At 45.2% G+C, this 19,663-nt stretch carries 12 protein-coding genes and 1 pseudogene; 9 read left to right on the top strand and 4 right to left on the bottom strand.

Translation table 11 applies throughout. From position 1 onward, the window contains the following. Positions 1-239 precede the first annotated feature (239 nt). Positions 240-380 (top strand): hypothetical protein, encoded by a 141-nt coding sequence (locus LZG71_RS28835; RefSeq protein WP_233826490.1) that lies wholly within the window; start codon positions 240-242, stop codon positions 378-380. Between the two features lie 598 nt (positions 381-978). On the opposite strand, the gene LZG71_RS28830 is transcribed toward LZG71_RS28835, so the two are convergent. Both LZG71_RS28830 and LZG71_RS28825 read right to left on the bottom strand, forming a co-directional pair. Next, positions 979-2,904 carry a sensor histidine kinase gene (locus LZG71_RS28830; protein WP_233826488.1) on the bottom strand — a complete coding sequence of 642 codons (1,926 nt, stop codon included), beginning with the start codon at positions 2,902-2,904 and terminating at the stop codon, positions 979-981. A gap of 226 nt (positions 2,905-3,130) precedes the next feature. Beyond that, the gene (locus tag LZG71_RS28825) at positions 3,131-3,802 is read right to left on the bottom strand and encodes a response regulator transcription factor (RefSeq protein WP_233826486.1); all 672 of its coding nucleotides are present in this window, start codon (positions 3,800-3,802) and stop codon (positions 3,131-3,133) included. A gap of 319 nt (positions 3,803-4,121) precedes the next feature. On the opposite strand from LZG71_RS28825, the gene LZG71_RS28820 reads away from it, so the two are divergent. The 8 genes and pseudogenes from LZG71_RS28820 to tnpA all read left to right on the top strand — a co-directional run bounded on the left by LZG71_RS28820 (position 4,122) and on the right by tnpA (position 14,982). Continuing rightward, a complete protein-coding gene (locus LZG71_RS28820) occupies positions 4,122-4,733 on the top strand; it encodes a response regulator transcription factor (protein ID WP_233826484.1) in 612 nt (203 codons plus the stop codon). A gap of 94 nt (positions 4,734-4,827) precedes the next feature. After that, positions 4,828-6,771 carry a tail fiber domain-containing protein gene (locus tag LZG71_RS28815; RefSeq protein ID WP_233826482.1) on the top strand — a complete coding sequence of 648 codons (1,944 nt, stop codon included), beginning with the start codon at positions 4,828-4,830 and terminating at the stop codon, positions 6,769-6,771. A 41-nt stretch (positions 6,772-6,812) separates the two neighbouring features. Continuing rightward, positions 6,813-8,417: a T9SS type A sorting domain-containing protein gene (locus LZG71_RS28810; protein ID WP_233826480.1), complete on the top strand. Its 1,605-nt coding sequence runs from the start codon at positions 6,813-6,815 to the stop codon at positions 8,415-8,417. A gap of 122 nt (positions 8,418-8,539) precedes the next feature. Next, a complete protein-coding gene (locus LZG71_RS28805; RefSeq protein ID WP_233826478.1) occupies positions 8,540-10,555 on the top strand; it encodes a tail fiber domain-containing protein in 2,016 nt (671 codons plus the stop codon). Between the two features lie 163 nt (positions 10,556-10,718). Continuing rightward, the gene (locus LZG71_RS28800; RefSeq protein WP_233826477.1) at positions 10,719-10,946 is read left to right on the top strand and encodes a hypothetical protein; all 228 of its coding nucleotides are present in this window, start codon (positions 10,719-10,721) and stop codon (positions 10,944-10,946) included. A gap of 105 nt (positions 10,947-11,051) precedes the next feature. Then, the gene (locus tag LZG71_RS28795) at positions 11,052-13,547 is read left to right on the top strand and encodes a M12 family metallo-peptidase (protein ID WP_233826475.1); all 2,496 of its coding nucleotides are present in this window, start codon (positions 11,052-11,054) and stop codon (positions 13,545-13,547) included. A 78-nt stretch (positions 13,548-13,625) separates the two neighbouring features. Then, positions 13,626-14,048: a hypothetical protein gene (locus LZG71_RS28790; RefSeq protein ID WP_233826473.1), complete on the top strand. Its 423-nt coding sequence runs from the start codon at positions 13,626-13,628 to the stop codon at positions 14,046-14,048. A 479-nt stretch (positions 14,049-14,527) separates the two neighbouring features. Next, positions 14,528-14,982: pseudogene (tnpA, locus tag LZG71_RS28785) on the top strand (IS200/IS605 family transposase). A gap of 427 nt (positions 14,983-15,409) precedes the next feature. On the opposite strand, the gene LZG71_RS28780 reads toward tnpA, so the two are convergent. Both LZG71_RS28780 and LZG71_RS28775 read right to left on the bottom strand, forming a co-directional pair. Next, positions 15,410-15,718 carry a hypothetical protein gene (locus LZG71_RS28780; RefSeq protein ID WP_233826471.1) on the bottom strand — a complete coding sequence of 103 codons (309 nt, stop codon included), beginning with the start codon at positions 15,716-15,718 and terminating at the stop codon, positions 15,410-15,412. Between the two features lie 444 nt (positions 15,719-16,162). Further along, entirely contained in the window at positions 16,163-19,645 is a 3,483-nt protein-coding gene (locus tag LZG71_RS28775) for a T9SS type A sorting domain-containing protein (RefSeq protein ID WP_233826469.1), read from the bottom strand. Positions 19,646-19,663: the final 18 nt, after the last annotated feature.

The raw sequence follows: 19,663 nt of genomic DNA, 5'->3' as shown, positions 1-19,663 counted from the left end.
TCTTCAGTCATAGAAGACTCTGGATCTATCCCTGCATAGCAACGCCTGTCTGCTACCGGTTTTTTACTGGCAGGCAGGCACGGGTTTTTGGCACAAATCAACCGACATAACAAAACGGATATGATAATAAGGATGGCGTCCCAATTTGAATTTGAGACGCCATCCATTTATTTGATTCGCTAATTGCAATGAGGCTGTAGAATGTGCTCTATTCAAAAATTTTAACCTTAATACAAAACATGGAGAAAATGGAATTTGAGCAGATGGGCGACAAAGCGCTCGATCAGTTGAGAGGTATAGTGGAGGATAGGGAGCCGTTGATCACCTTAATTCGGGAATTAGGATCATGTCATTCGGATTGGATTGACCAGTATAAATGACTGACCGGTAGTTGTGTAACTCATGAAATAAAAGAATGGGTTGGTGATCAGTCTGCCACGGAATCTAGTGGTAAGTCATCCGAATCTCCATACGCATAAAGGGAAAGTGTTTGCTGACTTACCTGTTGCAATCTTATGCCTCTTGGCGCTAAAAACTCAGATATCATCGGTTTTGTAATGCCACCGGCCATACGCCTGGAAAACTCGAATTGGAAAACAGACTGATTAGGGATCAGCACAAGCAAAAAGATTTAAATTGAAAAACTAGGGAATAGCAATGAAATTTATATCCTCACTCATCTGTTGCAATGCATCGGGCGTTGCGCGGGGGGAGTGAGGTTCCAAGGGTTACTTTGGAGCGGAATATCCAGTCCGGAGATGGGATATTCCCAAAAAAACAGTTGCTGCACTTGGGTGAGCATTAATACGGCGAAGCTCTTCGGACAGCGGAGGAGGTTAAACTCAATAAATCACTGCACGCTTGCCCTAAGTTAGCGTGTAGCGAATGTTAAGAATCATCACATATAGTCAATCCGCCTCCACCCTCGAAATATCAGTAACTTGGAATGGTCTAGACCCTAAGCCAGACAATGCCCTGTTAAAGGGCCATACCCAAAGGAATGGTCATGATAACCTCAGTTCCTGTAGAATCTGAAGCTATCTTGAAATTACCCTGCATCTTGAGCACGCTTTCTCTAAGCGACTGTAATCCAATTCCCTTTTTAATTGACTTGACCTTTTCCACATCAAATCCAACTCCATCATCCTTTACGTTCAAAATAAGAAAATCTGAATCCTGAAAGATCAATATATGTATACTTCGGGCCTTCGCATGTTTAACTATATTTGTAAGCAGCTCCTGTATGATTCCGAGCAAATTAATTCTCATTGCAAGACTAATGCCAGAGATCTCATCATTTTCCACGGTTATAGTCTTTTTATAGTGACTGTCAGGAAGTGCACTATCAGCAAGAATCTTAATCTGTAGGGCAAATGATTGTTGCAATTGTTCGTTAAATCCATGATACCATTCATGACTGGTAGACCGGGATCGTTCATACAGGTCATCGATCTGATTATGTATATAGGTTAATTTATCCCGCACCGTAATATCTTCGCTATCCATCATTGTAAGCTCCAGTTGCTGTCTTACAGCTGCTAATGAGGATGCAAATCCGTTGTGAAGATCCTGTCCCAATATTTTTCTCTCTTCCAGTCTGGCAACTTCAAGGTGCATAACCTGTAACTGCGTTTCCGTTTCTAGCTGCTTGACTAAGCTTTGGGTCTTGAAAACAGAACGTCTGTATCGGGATACCAGAATAATAATGACCAACGCCACCACAATCATAGCAAATACGAGGATCATTTTATTACGGTTTTGCAGTGCTGTGAGTTGGGATATCTCACGCTCTCGCTGCCTGACCTTGAAGAGGTGTTCCATTTCAATAGCTTTGCCTTCCACATCTATCTTGTATCTTTTTTCCCGGAAACTTGATAGCCTATCCCGGTACCGCAGCGCTTTTTTTAAATTGTCAGAGTCCAATTCTTCTTGATATAGTTGCATCAGAACTTGCTCGATAATCGGTCTTTTAATGTCTGCAAGATCCAGTTTTGCCAATGTTTGATCGCTTTCAGGAAATCTTCCAAGCTTTCTCAGGCTGAGCGCCTTGTAGACCATTGCCATTTCCCATAAATCCAGAAGCTGGTACCGAGGATAAACCACCGAAGCAGAATCTACATAAGCTAAAGACTCGTTGTATTGATTGTGGTGGTAAGCAATTCCGGACAGAAGAATGTATGAACCGGCAAGGTATCGGTCTTTTCGCGGCATTATGGATTTACTGTCATTATGAAGTTTTTGTATTTTATCAGCAAAACTTTCATCAGACGTTTTAAGGTACAAGGAAAAGTTTGCTATTTGTCTTATACGGATTATAAAGGCTTCAAGTGCCGCTGGTCTGGCTGATACAGTTGGTAATTTGGATAGAGCATTAGATGCACTATCGCAGTAAACTAAGGTCATCTCAGGGCGGTCAAAGTATTCAAAAAAACGAGCCAGTTGAGCGTACTTGCGTGATAAATGCTGCTTGTTGAACTTTCTTGCAGTTTCCAATGCTAAAAGGTGCGTATTATAGGCATCAAAGTATGATTCTGTTTGCACATAAAAATTGGCTTTGTTACTTAAAATTTGAGCTAGCATGCCGCTGTCGAAATATGGGCCGGCACTGTAATGGTCAATAAATTTGTTACTGTACTCCATCGCAATCTCATTAAACGGGAATTCATATTTCTTTCCGCTCCCGCGCAAGCTGTATTTGCCTGAGTGATAATTTATTCCCTGGGACAAATATTCGCAAATGCTGTAAAGGTAGTCCCTCCGGTCTGGCTCCCTTGTGATGGTAGCATACTTTGTTGCAAACCGCATGCAGAGAGAATCAGTCTCACTATATTCTTTTCTGGTCCAGTTGCTCATTTTATATGTACAATCCAGTATTTGTTTTACTTCCGCGGTTTTAAGATGCATCCGGTTTTGTGGACGGACTGAATCTGGGAGACTGGTATAAAGGTGTTCGCTTATTTGAGCATAAGAAGAAAGTACAGGCAGGATGAATAGAAATAATGGTAGCAGATATTTAATCAAAGCAGCTGTATGAATTGCAGATCTGCCGGATTTCATTACAAGAGCAGTCATGACCAGATATCAGATAGAGCTATCAAGAAGGTTTTGTAGAGATTGACAAAATATACCATCACTTTTCGGTTCGGTTTGGTTCCGGATCCGATACAAGACCATTTTTTCTGCAGAAGACTAAGAGCTCTGCCATTGATTTACATTTCGCTTTTTCCATCATTCGGCGGCGGTGTCCGACAACAGTGTGCATACTTAAAGACATTTGTTCGGCAGTTGATACTATAGAATGCCCCTGATAAAAGTATTGCAGCAATTCTGTTTCTCTTGGGGTGAATTTGACCGGGCCGTAGTTATTGTCATCATTGAGAATTTGCTTCATAAAAGGACTTATGTAGCGTTTGCCCTCCTGTAATGTGTGTATGCAAGCCAAGACCTCGTCGAACCCCGCTTTTTTACTTAAAAAGCCGTGTGGTTCAAAAGTGTCAATATACTTTATCGTCCCTGCATTCTGAACACTACTTACAATGATTATCTGGACTTTTTTGTTTACTCTTTTTGCTTCATTGATGATGGGTATGCAATGCTTATTATCAAGATAAAAGTCAACAAAAAAGAACATTTCATTTTGGTTACCCTTTTTCATTAAGAAATTCATCAGTTCCTTTTCTTCACTGAACGTATGAACGGATTGGAAACAGTTTGTTCGTTCGATTAAAGATCCGATGGATTCGGCAAACATTCTATGGTCGTCATAAACAATAGCCATAGTATTACCACTAATATTTTTCATGGAATAAATTTGATTTTATTTTCATAACTCAGACACATTCCTAGTAGCGATTGTAAAATGTGTGCACTGTATACGAGTTATTAGTCTACTGGTAACATTAAATACTTCCGTAAATCTGTAATAGTAGACAAAGATTTGTCTATTTCAATATCAAACATAGCAAGAGTTAGTCTAGTTTGTTGCAGAAGATAGTGGAATTTAAAATTTACTATAACCTTTGATCAGAAATCGAATTTTAATCGACTCGTTCGAATTAGTACGGTTTGTTTTCTCCTTTTCATTCAATCAGGACTATTGCATCATAACACACATGTTAAGAATGGCGACTGTAATACCGAGCCCGTTACTAAGGTTAGGATTAAAAGTTTATCTGGAAAGAAATATAGACAATATTGTCATAAACGAATTTGAGAGCATTGATCATTGTGCGATGGTTGAAGCTAAGGACTATGATCTTGTCTTTTTGGATATTGGGAGCTTCTCGGGCAAAACCCGGATGATCAAAGAAGCAAGGTCCATTTTTCAGGTGAGCAAGGTTATTGTTTATGATTCCGAAGCCTCACTGGAAGAAGGGATAGACTTTATCAAGTCCGGGGGGCATGGCATTCTGACAGGTACCAGTGACTTAATCACACTGTTGGATTGCATACATAAAGTGCTGGAAGGTCGATTTTATGTGAGTCCCGTGGATGTTGATAGTTTATTGAAACTATTGGTAGAGAGAAAAAGTACTCAGAAAAAGGCTGAATCCCTGACTAGATTAACTGCAAGACAGAATCAGGTGGCAATGTTATTGGTCAACGGAACCAGTACTTCAGCGATCTCCAGAAAGCTGGGATTGCAAGCGTCTACAATAAGCACGTTCAAAACAATTATTTACAAGAAACTGAATGTCCGTAACGTGATAGAGCTAGGCGCATTGCTGGGCTAAGTGGTCTACCATCACTTTCAGGGTATGCGGCATTTCGGAACACACAGAAATTACATAACACAATTTTTATACAATACACTAAATCAAAAAACAAATGAAAAAACCTATCCATTTATTGTTTGGAGCGGTGCTGTTGAGCGGCACGCTGGTAGCACAGGATAAAATCAAAGATGGTACCATTGTTTCTGGCAACAGTCCTGCCGCCGGTGCATTATTAGACCTTGAGAGTTCTAACCGTGCTCTGTTATTACCTCGGGTTTCACTTTCGGCCACTACGACCTGGGGGTTGAATGGTACTGCCTCGCCAAATGGAGGCTACACGATTTACAACACCAATTCTTCGGTAACTGGCACGTCAAATTACCCATTTATACCTGGTGGTATAGGTGTCTATTACTGGGATGGCACCGGCTGGGTAGCGACCAAAAACCAGTCGTCATCAGGCCAGTATGTAGAACCGTGGTACAATCAGGCCAACAACCAGATGGCCACGTCTAACACCCAGAATATTTACCAGATGGCCAATGTGGCGGTAGGTAAGAGTACTAGCTATGGTAATGCTACGTTGGACGCAGAAGGGGCCATACGCGGCGGGAGAGAACAAAAAGGTAGCGTAGGTATTAATTCGATGGGCGTTGGATTTCAAGTAACTGCTTCTGGCGAGAACTCAGCAGCTTTTGGTGACAGCACGGTTGCCAGCGGACTGCGGAGCGTGGCTTTTGGCAACAGAACTACAGCATCAGGGATCAACGCGACTTCCTTTGGGTATCAAACGTCCGCCCGGGGGGACAGAAGCACGGCAATGGGCAATTCAACTTTGGCAAGAGGCGATAATTCAATCGCGATGGGATACCAGTCCGAGGCGCGCGGCGTACGTGGAATAGCAATTGGTTATGGTTCTATTACAGGCCTGAATGCGACAGATGCGCAAGCATTTGGGGCCAGCACTCAGGCTACAGGAAATAACTCAACAGCCTTTGGAAAGGAATCGAAAGCTTTTGGAGACAACGCTACTGCTTTTGGATATTCTACTACCGCAAGTGAATTGAGATCAACTGCTTTTGGAAATGAAACTACAGCAAGTGGCCCTTCTTCCACTGCATTTGGATGGCAGACAAAAGCAAATAATAGATCCGCAACGGCATTTGGATGGTTGACGACCGCGAGCGGTGAGAAGAGTACTGCATTTGGACATAATACCACTGCCAGTGGAGAAAGCTCTACAGCTTTTGGTGGAGGTGGATTCGCGAGTGGGACTTGGAGTACGACTTTTGGATATACCACTCATGCAAAAGGAGCGTACAGTACGGCTTTTGGAAATGATACCTGGGCTAACGCGCCATCCTCTACGGCATTCGGGAATGGAAGCATTGTCGGAGAAGATGCGCTCAATGGTACCGCTTTTGGCTTTAAATCGCAAGCATATGGAGTAACTTCTACCGCATTTGGTAGCGGATCTATCGCCAGGGGGGCTCGTTCGCTAGCTTTGGGCAATGATGCAGTTACAGGAGCAAATGCTTATGACGCAATCGCAATGGGCGACGGCGCCCAGTCATTACATAACAATTCTATGGTCTTGGGTTCTAATGTGTCAAGTACGGAAAACTTTCAACTCCGGGCCAGGTTTTCTGGTGGATACCAATTTATTACCAGCTTGAGCACGGCTGCCACAGCTGTCGGTGTAAAGCTCAATACTGGTGATAATGCCTGGTCGACGATTTCGAGTAAGCTGTTAAAGGAGAACTTCCTGCCGGTTGATGGGACCGAAATACTTAAAAAACTGGCTAATCTGGAGCTTACCAGCTGGAATTACAAAGGACAGGATCCGGCAAAACTGCGTCATTATGGCCCAATGGCAGAAGACTTTCACGAGGCTTTTGGAAAAGATGCCCTGGGTGTCATCGGTGTGGACGACAGCATCAATCAGGCAGATTTTGATGGGATCAACATGATTGCGATACAGGCGCTGGCAAAAGAAAATGCAGAGCTAAAGGCTAGAATTGAGAAGCTGGAAAATCTTATCCAGAATAAGAGATAATACCATGGCTCATCAAATTTTTCAATTCAAGCTTTGATTATATGTGTAGAATTATCAAACCAATACTCCCGTTCTGGATACTGTTGCATCTGTGTCTTACCAGCAGGGCGCAGTCACCCGGGAGCGGCAACACAGAGAACAGCAGCCGTTACATAGGTGGCACGAGAACTACGCTTGGGGAGACCTTGTACATTGGCCCTGATGCAGATATTACAGTAGATGGGACCTGGTACGTTTATAGCAAGTACGTGTGGATCAGCCCGGCCGCCAAAATCAGCGGCGGAGGTCAGATCGTCTTTCACAACTCAGGGGACGAAGGCGGAGCAGGCGGGCCGACAGTGATCGACGGCAACGATAACCTCTTTATTGATGTTAACATAGTACATGACAATACGTCGGGGATGGAGATCAAGAACGTACCTCTGTCAGCAAGCCTCGCTTCGGCAGGGTGGTCGGATAATACTGCTGTGAGCACATTAAAGATCGGAAAGGATTTTAACCTCAACCGTGACGGAGCGGATGTCTGGCTGGATGTCACGGCTGGTGTCATCGGTGACTTTGTCTTTGACAATGATGCAACCATTAGTGGGTACCGTCCAAACAGGATGGTAATCACCAATAACAGCATCCAAAGCCACATGGTCAAGCAGGATGCATCTTCGGGTTTTGTCTTTCCTATAGGTATATCGAACGGTAATTATACGCCCGCGCAAGTGACAGCCAGCGGCAACTACCATGCGAGTGTACAAGATTACGGAGCAAGTACGTCCAATGAGAGCTTGCTTCATGGAGGTATGGCCCGCACCTGGCACGTGTACGCGGATACACCTACTGTGGCCACAGTGGCATTTCAGCACTATGTAGCTGATGATACCTCTCCTTTCAGTTCAGCGAGCCCTCATTTTATAACGCAGTACCAGGGAACGTCTTGGTCAAGCGGAACAGAAGAAGCAGGCCTGTCAGCAACGCTTACAACGAATACGGCTGTATCACCTGTTCCAGGATCATCGTTACAGGATCTTTCCGGAGTACCTGTTTCCGGTTCCGGTGCCGCGTTCAGCTCTTATTTTACGAAGACAAACCAGAATTCCCTGCCTGTTACACTTACTGTTTTTAAAGTGGTCAAAGAGGGATCAACTGCGCTGTTAAGCTGGCGTACAACCGAGGAGACGAATGCGGACCGCTTCGAGATAGAGCGGAGCACAGATGCCAAAACCTGGAAGCACATAGGAGAGAAAATCGCCTACAACGGTGGCACGGCAGTGACTGACTACTCTTTTGTAGATCACACACCTGAAAGCGGGATCAATTACTACCGGTTAAAGATGATTGATTTTGACAATACGTATAGCCATAGCCGTGTGCAAAGTTTATCCTTTGATCAATCTGCTGTTGCGCTGGTAGTCTATCCCAATCCGGTTTCAGAAAGGTTGTATCTCAAAGATGTGGAAGGAAAGACCTTATCAATGGGAAGTGTCACAGGATTGTCAGTGGTTAATTCTCAGGGATACATTGTTTTGAGATCCACCGGCTCTGTTTCATCCGAAGGCCTTGATGTGAGACACCTGCCAACAGGCATGTACACAGTCTCAATTACACTAGCCAACGGAACACTAAGCACACATAAATTAATCGTTACCAGATAATTATCAGAAGTCCCGCTAGCAAAATTGCAGCGGGACTACGATATTTTGTAGCAGCGATTCCTTTTACAGGTGCTCTTAACTCAACTACCAGTCAATCAAGCTAATATTTAAAATTGAACGCTATGAAACGAAAACTACAATTAGTGTTTGGGGCAATGTTGCTGATGGGCACGCTGGCTGCTCAGGACAAAATAAAGGATGGTACTATTACCTCCGGCAATGCACCCGCACCCGGTGCCCTGTTGGATCTTGAAAGTGCTGACCGGGCTTTGCTTCTACCCCGGGTTTCTCTCTCTGCAACCACAACCTGGGGGCTGAATGGATCAGCTTCCGCCACAGGTGGTTATACGGTATACAATACAGAAGAAACAATTATCGGAACGTCTGCCTACCCGGTCATTACCGGAGGTAAAGGTGTATATTACTGGGATGGCAATGGCTGGGTTGCGACCAAAAATCAGTCCTCCGGCACTTATGTGGAGCCCTGGTATAATCAGGCCAACAACCAGATGGCCACTGCCAACAGCCAAAACATTTACCAGATGGCGAGTGTTGCGGTCGGTAAAAATGCCAACTATGACAATGCAAGCCTGGATGTACAAGGCGCGATCCGAGCAGGCAACAACCATCAAGGTGCAGTCGGGGTCTACTCGATCGGTATGGGGGATGGTGTAAGCGCAACAGGGGTAAGGGCGGCAGCTTTTGGATTGAATACTGTTTCTTCCGGGGTTCAGAGTGTTGCATTCAACAATGAAAACACTGCTGCTGGTAGCAGCTCGGCTGCCTTTGGATATCAGACTGCTGCATCAGAAGCCCAGGCTGTTACTTTTGGCTGGGCGACAAAGGCGCAGGCGGCCAGAAGCATGGCGGCTGGGGTGAATTCAGTAGCTTCTGGCTTGAATTCTTTGGCCACAGGCAATGGAAGCACTGCGTCGGGAGAAACATCGGTCGCTTTTGGCAGCGCCACCAAAGCACAAGCAATAAACTCTTTTGCTGGTGGGAATAACACTACATCATCAGGAGCTAATTCTTTCTCTTTTGGGAGCAACACCTCTGCGGAGGGTGCTGGAAGCACGGCCATAGGGGAATTGACAGCGGCAAAAGGTAGCAATTCCATAGCTATGGGCTTGCAGTCCGAGGCAAGAGGTACGAGAGGTCTCGCTTTGGGATACAATACCATTACTGGTGCGGGTGCATCTGATGCGCAGGCATTCGGAGCAGGTACGCAGGCAATTGGTAATAATTCCACTGCTTTTGGTAATACGACTGTCGCATCGGGAGTAAACGCGACCTCATTCGGCAGTTCTACTGCCGCTTCCGGCGAGAATGCAACCGCTTTTGGCTATTCCACAACTGCAAGTGGTGAGCGTGCGACTGCTTTTGGAAATGCCACTTCTGCGACCGCATCAAATGCCACCTCATTTGGTTTTGCCACAAAAGCTACCGCAGCCAGGGCGACAGCCTTTGGTAACACTACTACTGCTAGCGGGACTTCTTCAACAGCATTTGGTTATTTATCAATTGCGAGAGGTCAGGGATCTACCGCATTTGGCGAGGCTGCTGAAACAGGTGTAACTGCAGACAATGCAGTTTCGATAGGCACTAATACCAGTGCAAATCATAGTAATTCACTTGTGTTAGGCTCCAATGTTGCCAGCCTTGCCACGAATCAGTTAAGAGCCAGGTTTTCGGGTGGATACCAGTTGCTGACTAGTTTTAACGGTAACACCAATGTGGGTGTCAAGCTCGAGACCGGAGATAATGCCTGGTCAACTATTTCCAGTAAAGTCTTGAAAGAGAACTTCCAGCCAGTAGACGTAGAGGAAATTCTTGGGAAAATAGAGAGGCTGGAGTTTACCACCTGGAACTATATCGGACAGGATAAAACAAAGCATCGCCATTATGGCCCAATGGCAGAAGATTTTCACGAAGCTTTCGGTAATGACGGAGTCGGCAGCATCGGTAGTGAGGATAGTATCAATCAGGCTGACTTCGACGGGATCAATATGATGGCTATCCAGGCTCTTGCAAGGGAAAACAAAGCCAACAGGATAGCGATACAGGCACTGGACCAGGAGAACAAGGAACTGAAAGCCGGTATCGAACGGCTTGAACGTTTGATCCTTGAAAAGAAATAAGGCTTCTGTAAATCGTTAATAACGTAAGACCACTTGAAGAGACTCCTCATTGAAATAAATGCTTAATCAAGATTGACTTGTCCCAATAGCATTGTGGAGAGAAGATCCTCTGATCAACGGGTTTTCAGCTGAAAGTTAATCCCGGTGCGGTTTCTGAACGGTTATGCTTCCAAGACCCTGGATGAAAGAACATATCGTTAGAAATATATTGGGATGTCAGCAGTTGATTCAAAAGATACTTCGTTTGATGTCTGTCATGTCTGTTTTATCCGACGCTTCTGATACAGGACAACTGGCCAGGCATGTGGACAAAGTCACTCTTGCTGAGGGGGCACTAAGTACGTACAAGCTGGTGGCTAGCATCCAATATCTTGTTGGCAGTGCTCATTAATACCCTGTTTTCTAAAACGGGGTGTTTAGTTACTCTTCCAAATCCTGCCAGCATGATTATCAGTGGCAGGTGAAATAAAGAATCTCCTTTTCAATACGGATTTTTATGAAACAATTTCTAAACATGCTTTTATTTTATATGCTAACCCTGGGTTTATCCCAGGCGCAGTTGCAGATAAAAAGTATTGGCAAAACCAACGTTTCGGGCATTGATCTTCATTTCAAATTCAGAAATTATCAGCTCAGCAATCTGGATACAGGGCAGTCGTTGTTAAAACAGTTACAAACCAACAGCTCCCGGCTGGAGCTTACCTTGCCTGGCCGTCAGCCCAAAGTATTCGTCTTGTCGGAGGTGGCATTGCTTGCTAATGACTTTGTAGAGACAGTTGCCGCAGCCTGCGAAACCACTAAAACCGGCAGTCCTTCAGTGAAGACGTTCATTGGCCAGCAGTTGAACGGATCAGCGAGGATTACTGCAACTATTGATGACGATTTCTTTGAAGCGTCTGTGCAGGACGGCGAACAATCATGGTTTATCGAACAGGCCAGAAGTTTTGTCCAATGCGATCCAGGCCTATTGGTAACTTACAATGCAAAAGATATATTGGAAAATGAGGCATTCCAGTGCGCGATGGAAGCAGTGCAGCGGCGTTCCAAGCAGGTGGTCACCTCTGAGTCACAGGCGAAAACAATGGCCGGAGGCTGTCTTCCGATCCGGTTGGCTGTTGCGACAGACGCGTTGATGTTTACAAGGTACGGCAGCGCATCAGCAGTACGAAACCGCGTACTTGCTACGATGAATGAGGTAGCCGCTATTTACAGACAGGAGTTTGTCAACAATATAGAATTTCAAATCGTTAGTATTTACATAAGCGAAACCTATAGCCAGGATCCTCTCTCTCCCAATACGACAGCGGGGACTGGAGTTCTTGCCGCGTTCAGGCGCTGGGCATATACAGACAACGGGTTTAATGTACAGCATAATATGGGACAGTTATGGACAACCAGGACTCTTGCAAATGCGTTGGCGTGGGGAGAGCTGGGCTCAGCCAGCTCAGGTATATGTAACCGGCCCAATGCCTATCATGTACTGACGGACGAGCTTGGCAGGAATGTAAAAAAAAGAGTTAGTCATGAGATCGGACATAATTTTGGCGCTGGGCATGATGGGGAAACCAGCTACGCAGGCCATATCATGTCAACTGGGTATAGCCCGGGAATCGAATGGTCAGATGCAGCTAAAACAACTATCAATAATTATTTGGTATCTGCAGCGACTGTCTGCCTTGCCAATTGCGCGCAACCTGTAACGCCTGCATTTGAGATGAAGTCGGCTGCGGCCTGCATAGGGACCACAGTACAATTCCATGACCGTTCCGTAAACGGGACCTCGGACAGATTATGGCAGTTAGACGGTGGTACTCCATCAAAGGCTGTAAGCGTAGATCCTCTCATCCGTTACGATGCCGCCGGATTATATGATGTGAAGCTGACCAGCTCGGGAAAAAGCCTCCAACAGAAAGATTATGTCTTCGTGAGTAGTCCGGCTAAATTAACACAGACAAACTGCCCGCTTCCTGCTGGTGATTCGGGTGGAGGGGGGATCAGGATGATTGGTCTGAACGGTACATATATCTTCCCCACAAAGCAGGATTCGATACCTAAATATGTTAACAGATCGTGCAGGTATATCATAGGGCTTCAAGCCGGGACGAGTTACGATTTTGTGGCCATGATAGGAGCCAGGGCAACTGGAGCGAGCAGCCAAATCCGTGAGCATATGAAGATATATATTGATTACAACAACGATGGATTGTTCAATGAAAGAAACGAACTTGTTGTAAAATCGCCTGGCTTACAGGAAACGGTTTTACTGATAAATGAGGGAAATTTCAGGCGCTGGCTGAACTTTACTACACCTGCCACAGCGATCGAAAACACATTCCTTCGGATGCGCGTAATCAGTGACAATGTCGTTCCGACGAACAGTTGCCATAGTCCACAAACCGGTCAGGTAAAAGATTTCGCAGTGGTGTTCAGAAAACAGCAAGCGCTTCCTATAAAGCTGGCCTATTTTAAGGTATTTCGTCAGGAAAACGTAGCCAGGCTGGATTGGGAGACAGTGAGTGAATTAAATTCGGATCTCTTCGAGGTAGAATGTAGTGGGGACCTGAGAAGTTGGGTAACAGTAGGATCAAGACAATCTGAGGGTACTAGTAATCGGGCGGTTCGCTACCAATTTGTAGACACCACGGCACATTCGGGCCTAATTTACTACAGGCTGAGAATAATAGACAAAGATGGCTCATTTACGTATAGCAATGTACGTAGTGTTGCTTTTTACATAAAAGGATTAATTGTACGTCCGAATCCAGCTTCGGACCGAATATGGGTTAACGGACCGGATGGTATCTCATTACCACCTTTTGAAATCGATGAGGTTTCCATCACAAGTCTCACAGGAATTGTTGTTTATAAGCAAAAATCGCCCATTTCTTCCAATGGTATCGCTATCCAGAATTTAAAAAATGGGACATATCTTGTCAAAGTTAACTTGATCGGCGGAGTACAGGATATTTATAAGTTAATCATTATCAAATAGTTCACAACCCTACGCTAGTCCTTTCCCGACGTGGAAAATTTATATTGAATGCAGACTCTTGTTTTTTAGGTAGACATTATGAAGTTTTACATTATTGGAATTCTTTTCTTTCTGAATTTCTTCACTTGCAGTGCCCAGAATCAAAGCGAAACGGTGTCACTTCTTTTAGAAAAGCCAACGACTGTACGCATATCTGGTCAAGATATCCGTTTTTCTATTTCACTTCAAAACTATAAGTCACAGGCCGTAATAAAGATAGCACACGATTGTATTACCGATTTGTCCTGGCAGACAGTTCGTTTGCTATTGCCAAGAATAGATGGCTATGATTACGATCTTATTTCTTCCGCTTTTGGGAAAATGGGGAGTCTTCCGGAAAGGGAATATATTGTTCGACTTTCGGATATAGCTCAATCAAATGGAACCTATCGATTCAAAGTGCCTTTGATCCAGCGTCTTTCCAATTTTTACGAACCAAAAATAATTTCAATCCAAAACTGAGCAACGACGTCAGCTCTTGCTTTAATTCAGCAATAAAATTTTCCGAACATTTTAGCTGGCCTTGCTACAAAACAAGTTTTGCTTTTAGTGGCTTGCTTGCTAAGCATGTCTCTATGTAACCACACAGCCAAGATTGTCGTCAAGGGCAATCATGGTGGAATATTGGCCTAATGATACGAAATTGGCAGAATATGAACCCAATAATCAGAAGTGGACAGTGCTTGATATTGTGCAATTGATAATTTAGTTGCTTGCTACGGGGCATATTCTTCTTCGGGATCATGAATGACATTTCAGAATTTACCGAGCCAGGAATCTCCGGACGTATGTTAGAACAGGTTGGTTGAACATTTTCCGGTGAATATTTCTTCGGGAAATTTACTGGTCTCAACCGCTCCTATGATAAAATTATGCGCTTTCAGTGGAAGACCGCCGGGCGGCCCCGTTTCAGTTGCTACACATTTTATTAAATTTACTGGATGAGTAAAGAGCAACGAATTAGTAGTCATACTGTAACTTGGTTGACCGTCCACATTGTCTGGGTTACAAAATACAGATATAAAGTTCTGACGGGCGATATCCAGATTCGTTGTAGAGAACTTGTTAAGCAAATATGTGATGCAGAAGACGTGCGTATTTTGAAGAGAGTTGTGAGCAAGGATCATGTTCACATTCATATTTAATATGGCCCTTCTCTTGCGATTGGTGATCTTGTAAAAAGCCTGAAAGGTCGCAGCTCTCGCGTCGTTTGCAGGAAGAATATCCAGAATTGAGTAAACGATATTGGGGGCGTCATTTCTGGGCAATAGGCTACAGTGCTTGGAGCGGTCCGCCGCGCGGCACCGGTAATATTACGCATGAAATGGTTAATGAATATCTGGAACATCATAGAAAGCCTGGAAATATTGATACGGATAATATTATCCTTGAATAAAGAATTTCATTCTTTATTCAATCTATGGACTTAAAGTCCATAGATTCTGTGTTGGTAATCTATAAAAATTTCAATTCTTTATATCTTTGTTCTTGAAGGGCCCAGAGCTAGCCAGTATAGCATGTTTGTGCCCGCTGACATGCTATTTTTTTGTTCTGACTTTTTGCTTTCGCATGATTTATCATAGTTTACTTTATTCTTGAATAGCGTGTACGCCAGTTCCAATAATTTTCTCTGAACGGCTATCAAGCCCTTCATCTTGATACCCTGTTTACTGACGATTCTCACATACATATCTTTAAGATTATCATCCCATTTTACTGCGCTCAATGATGGTAAATACATGGCCTTGCTTAGACTCCGGTTCCCTTTTTTGGATATCTGTGGTTTGCCTTTTAGGGAAGTCCAGAATTGCTTTTCTTTGACATCAAAGCAGGCATAACTTGTGACCTGCTTCTTTATTCCGTACCAATTCAAAACCGTTTGTTTCTGCCAGAATAATCGCAACCGTTAATTCTGCTACTCCTGGAATACTACTGATAATCTCTACCTCTTTTTGAAGCTCAGTATTCAGATTGATGATATGGTCTATATCTTCCTTGATTTCTTTTTCCTGCTGCCCAGATCCGAGATGAAGATCTATAGCAAAAAACGGTGTGCTGGTTAATTCAAAATTTAACATCTCGGATAAGCGGGCAACTTTATCAACATTATTATTGCCCTCAGGAATTTGCATCGTTATTATCTACACAAATGAAGGAGACACATCCGTACTGAAGCTGGTCAAATCGGAGTAAAATAGTAACTTTTGCGGATAATATCAGGAGCAATTTTTGAAAAACTTATCCAGAATTGCTCTTTCTCCCTTAATGGCACTCAGCTATCTACCACTCTTAATTTCTAGTCGCAGATGTCTACTTTTCGCTGACGATTTACAAGTATAGCCTTCCTTATCTGCTCATTACGCTCTATCCAAATTTTTGGTAAAGCGTCTCAGCAGCCCTCTTTATTGATCGGTTGCACAATCAAAGTTGAATTGAAAATGGCTTGATAATGGCGATTATAATTGTCACTGATTGATAGAAACGGGTTAGCGAAAACTAAATCAACTTACTGAGCATAGACTATTTGGCCTAATCCACGATTCCTGCCGCTAGCCGACGACTTTGGTCAATTAGGGTCAATATAAAATCAGCTTTCTGACCACCGTTGGACCATCCGTCTTGACGTGGATTAGCTTAACGCCACCGGGGACTCCTGAGAGGTTTAAGGTCGCTTCTTTTGAAACCATCACGACCCGGCCTGAGAGATCGTAGACAGTCACCTGCTCGACGGTGCTAGTGGTCTGAATGTGAGCCCAGCGTGCAGCATCTATCCACACAGTTATAGTTTGTTGAGGGTCTGTAAATCTTACTGCCTGTATGCGGGAATGTTCGGTTTTGCCGTCAAAATCAATTTGCCGTAAACGATAGTAGTTGATGCCCGGCATGGGTGTCTCGTCTCCAAAAGTATAATACTTGACCGCAGCCGTTGTGGCATTGCCGTCTACAAAACCGATGTCTTTCCAGGTAAAACCATTCAGGCTGCGTTCGATGTAGAATCCCGCATTATCTGTTTCGAAAGCCGTACGCCAGTCGAGTTTGATGACAGAACCGACCGCTTTGGCATTGAAAGAAATCAAGCGTACAGGCATTGGGTCGTTATATTTCAGTTTCACCGCATTGGACTCGTAAACGACGTTCCAATCGACGGGCAGCCCCGTTACCGAGCTAAAGGTACCGGTTATCGAAGTGGCGGTGATTATCGTCATTTCGTCGCCGGAGGTTGGAGTGTAGTTGATCGTTAGAGCCAGCGTACCACCCAGCGTTGCAGTTCCAACAACACTTATTCGGTCGTACTCCGTGCTACCAACGCCATTGAGCTCGATATCCATGACGCTGTTGCTGAAATCTTTGCTGTCGCTGAAAGTCAGAGCGCCCGGCGAATAACCAGGCGAGAGCGTGCCGCCTGCGTTCGTAAACGAGGCTGCGATAATCTGGCCCGTACCTTTGAAAACGCCGTCAGGATTATTGAGGAAAACACCCGCTCCCTGCTGTGTAAGCAGGCTGGCAATTGCTGTAACGCCGCCAATCGTTACTTTTCCGGCATTGTTAAATGTGTTGTTATCCAGGAAAATCCCCTCCACCGCATGGTCGACCCGGATATCGCCGCTCGCATTATTGGCAAAAGCAGTCTGGTTACTGATTCCGTAAGTTCCGACGCCGGCCACGGCGCCGATGTTGATCGTTGCCGCATTGGTGAATGTTCCGTTGAAATTGCGGAGGGCAGCCAGCGTTGTACGGTCAATACGGATATCGCCGCCAGAGTTGTTGACGAACTCACTTTCATTGAAGATCCCGTGAACCCCCGGACTGGCGTTTGCGCCAATGGTAATGGAAGCCGCATTCGTGAATTTGCCTTTGAACTGATAAATGCCGGTATCGCTGGTGCGGTCGATGCGTATATCGCCACCAGGTTTGTTTACCAAAAACGAAACGTTCAGTATACCGTAAGTCCCGGTATTAGCTACCGCCCCGATCGTCAGAATGGCTTCGTTGGTGAATGTGCCGTTGAAAAGGCGTACTCCGGCGAGCGACGTACGGTCAATCCTGATATTTCCTCCCGCATTGTTATTAAAAATGGTTTCGTTGAAAATACCATGAACACCTACATTGGCGTTCGCCCCGATTGTAATGTCGGCTGCGTTTGTGAAGATGCCTTTCAGCTGATAGATCCCTGTGTCGGTCGTGCGGTCAATACGGATATGGCCACCGGCGTTATTATTAAAATCCATCTGGTTTGAAATGCCATAGATACCGGCGTCTGCCACTCCGCCTATCGTAATCTCGGATTCGTTGACAAAAGTGCCCCCAAGGTGCGCGATCGCAATGCTTTCGGAACGATCAATGAAAATTCTTCCTCCTGTGGCGTTGGAGAAATTGCCCGATCCTCCGGTCTCGATCCCGTACTTGCCTGCCGATGCCGAAGCCCCGATGGTGATGTCGGCGTTGTTGATAAAAGAGGATTTGGAAAAAATAGCCGACTCAGTCGATTGATCGATCCTGATATTTCCGCTGGGATTATTGGTGAACTGGCCTTTCAGATCGATCCCGTACTTTCCAACAGAAGCCAACGCTCCGATCGTGATTTTCGAGGCGTTGATAAAAGTAGAGGCATTATCGATGGCTGTCATGTTTGTCCGGTCAATGCTGATCGAACCGCCGGTATTGTTGGTGAAGGTTGCCTGTAACCTCATTCCATAATCTCCGCCGGAAACTGCTTCACCGATGACGATCTCTCCCAAATTATTGAATGCGCCTCCCTGATGCCGTAGCGCGGTGGGAAGCGCCGACGCGAGCCCGCCGACACGGTCGATGCGGATCACAGCTCCATTGTTATTGGTAAACGAACCGCTCACAATAAGTCCGAATCGTCCCACCGCTTCCGAACCACCAATCGTGATTGTACCGTCATTGGTGGCAGTGCCGCTCGATTCTAATGCCTGATTGCCGGTCCGGTCTATTGATATCGTTCCTGTGTTTACCAACGTGGCATTCGCATTACGCAAACCCGTTGTACCCGGTTTGCCCACGGCACCGAGTGTCATGGTTCCATTGTTGGTCAGGGTATTGGCTCCAATATTGATCCCAAGGTCGGTAACACGGTCAATTTTTAGGGTTGCGCCGGCCGTGTTAGTGAACGTGCCCCACGTATCCAGACCCTTTTGCCCTGTCGCGGCAATTGAACCGACGGTAATATTTGCCGCGTTGATGAAGATGTTTTTATCATGGTAAATGGCCGTTTTCGTGGTATTATCCACATGAATATTGCCGCCGGAATTGTTATTAAACTCACCCATGTTGTAGATACCATATGTCCCTGAACCCGTAGCAGCCCCGATGGTGATTGTCGCGGCATTGGTAAAGGTCGCGTGTATTGACTTTGTTTCGTCGAGATTGTTCACCAGCGCTTTGGTTGAGCAACGGTCGATACTGATACTTCCGCCTGTATTGTTGTTAAATACGGCATCGTTCCAGATCCCGTGAAGGCCGATGTTTGTATTATCCCCGATGATGATGGCCGCGTGATTGGTAAATGTACCGGATGCATTGTAAAGGCCGGTATCGGACGTATTGTCGATGCTGATCTGTGCGCCGGTCAGGTTATTGAATACGCCCTGATTGATGATGGCGTAAGTCCCTACGGCGCTGGTGGAACCCAAAATAAGCTGGCCGCTATTATGAATGGTACCCTTATTATTCAAACCAACGGTAAATTCGAAGGGTACTGTGTAAGTAGCAGCCCCGTTGATCGTAAGCGTTCCTCCGGCGCTGATGGAAAGTGAGCCCTCCGCTTCCACGTAAACAGCGCTCGCAAGCATGCTCTGACCATTTCCGATGACAGGGTCATTGGTCGATACATCCGGGATAATAGCTCCGGTCGAAATATCCGGTACACCGTTTGACCAGTTCGCGGTATCGTTCCAGTTGGTACTGGCACTGCCGTTCCAGGTGGTTTGTGCCCATGCGGCCGGGATTGCTGCCATCAATATGGCGAGTAGTAGGGACATCCTTCGAAAAAATGTCTCCAAAAAAACGGGCCGTGGTTGTATCTTTCTTCTCATTGAGTAGTTGAGTTTTGA

Origin of the sequence: Dyadobacter sp. CY312, from assembly GCF_021390535.1 — a bacterium.
GTDB lineage: Bacteria > Bacteroidota > Bacteroidia > Cytophagales > Spirosomataceae > Dyadobacter.
Note: the sequence above shows the minus strand (reverse complement) of the source record. Positions and strands in the feature narration are given on the sequence as shown.

What these genes read in the sequence shown, in the direction of transcription:
- LZG71_RS28835 (WP_233826490.1), top strand. Translation starts at nt 240, where the DNA reads ATGGAGAAAATGGAATTTGAGCAGATGGGCGACAAAGCGCTCGATCAG.
- LZG71_RS28830 (WP_233826488.1), bottom strand. Translation starts at nt 2,904, where the DNA reads ATGCATCTTAAAACCGCGGAAGTAAAACAAATACTGGATTGTACATAT.
- LZG71_RS28825 (WP_233826486.1), bottom strand. Translation starts at nt 3,802, where the DNA reads ATGAAAAATATTAGTGGTAATACTATGGCTATTGTTTATGACGACCAT.
- LZG71_RS28820 (WP_233826484.1), top strand. Translation starts at nt 4,122, where the DNA reads ATGGCGACTGTAATACCGAGCCCGTTACTAAGGTTAGGATTAAAAGTT.
- LZG71_RS28815 (WP_233826482.1), top strand. Translation starts at nt 4,828, where the DNA reads ATGAAAAAACCTATCCATTTATTGTTTGGAGCGGTGCTGTTGAGCGGC.
- LZG71_RS28810 (WP_233826480.1), top strand. Translation starts at nt 6,813, where the DNA reads ATGTGTAGAATTATCAAACCAATACTCCCGTTCTGGATACTGTTGCAT.
- LZG71_RS28805 (WP_233826478.1), top strand. Translation starts at nt 8,540, where the DNA reads ATGAAACGAAAACTACAATTAGTGTTTGGGGCAATGTTGCTGATGGGC.
- LZG71_RS28800 (WP_233826477.1), top strand. Translation starts at nt 10,719, where the DNA reads ATGCTTCCAAGACCCTGGATGAAAGAACATATCGTTAGAAATATATTG.
- LZG71_RS28795 (WP_233826475.1), top strand. Translation starts at nt 11,052, where the DNA reads ATGAAACAATTTCTAAACATGCTTTTATTTTATATGCTAACCCTGGGT.
- LZG71_RS28790 (WP_233826473.1), top strand. Translation starts at nt 13,626, where the DNA reads ATGAAGTTTTACATTATTGGAATTCTTTTCTTTCTGAATTTCTTCACT.
- LZG71_RS28780 (WP_233826471.1), bottom strand. Translation starts at nt 15,718, where the DNA reads ATGCAAATTCCTGAGGGCAATAATAATGTTGATAAAGTTGCCCGCTTA.
- LZG71_RS28775 (WP_233826469.1), bottom strand. Translation starts at nt 19,645, where the DNA reads ATGAGAAGAAAGATACAACCACGGCCCGTTTTTTTGGAGACATTTTTT.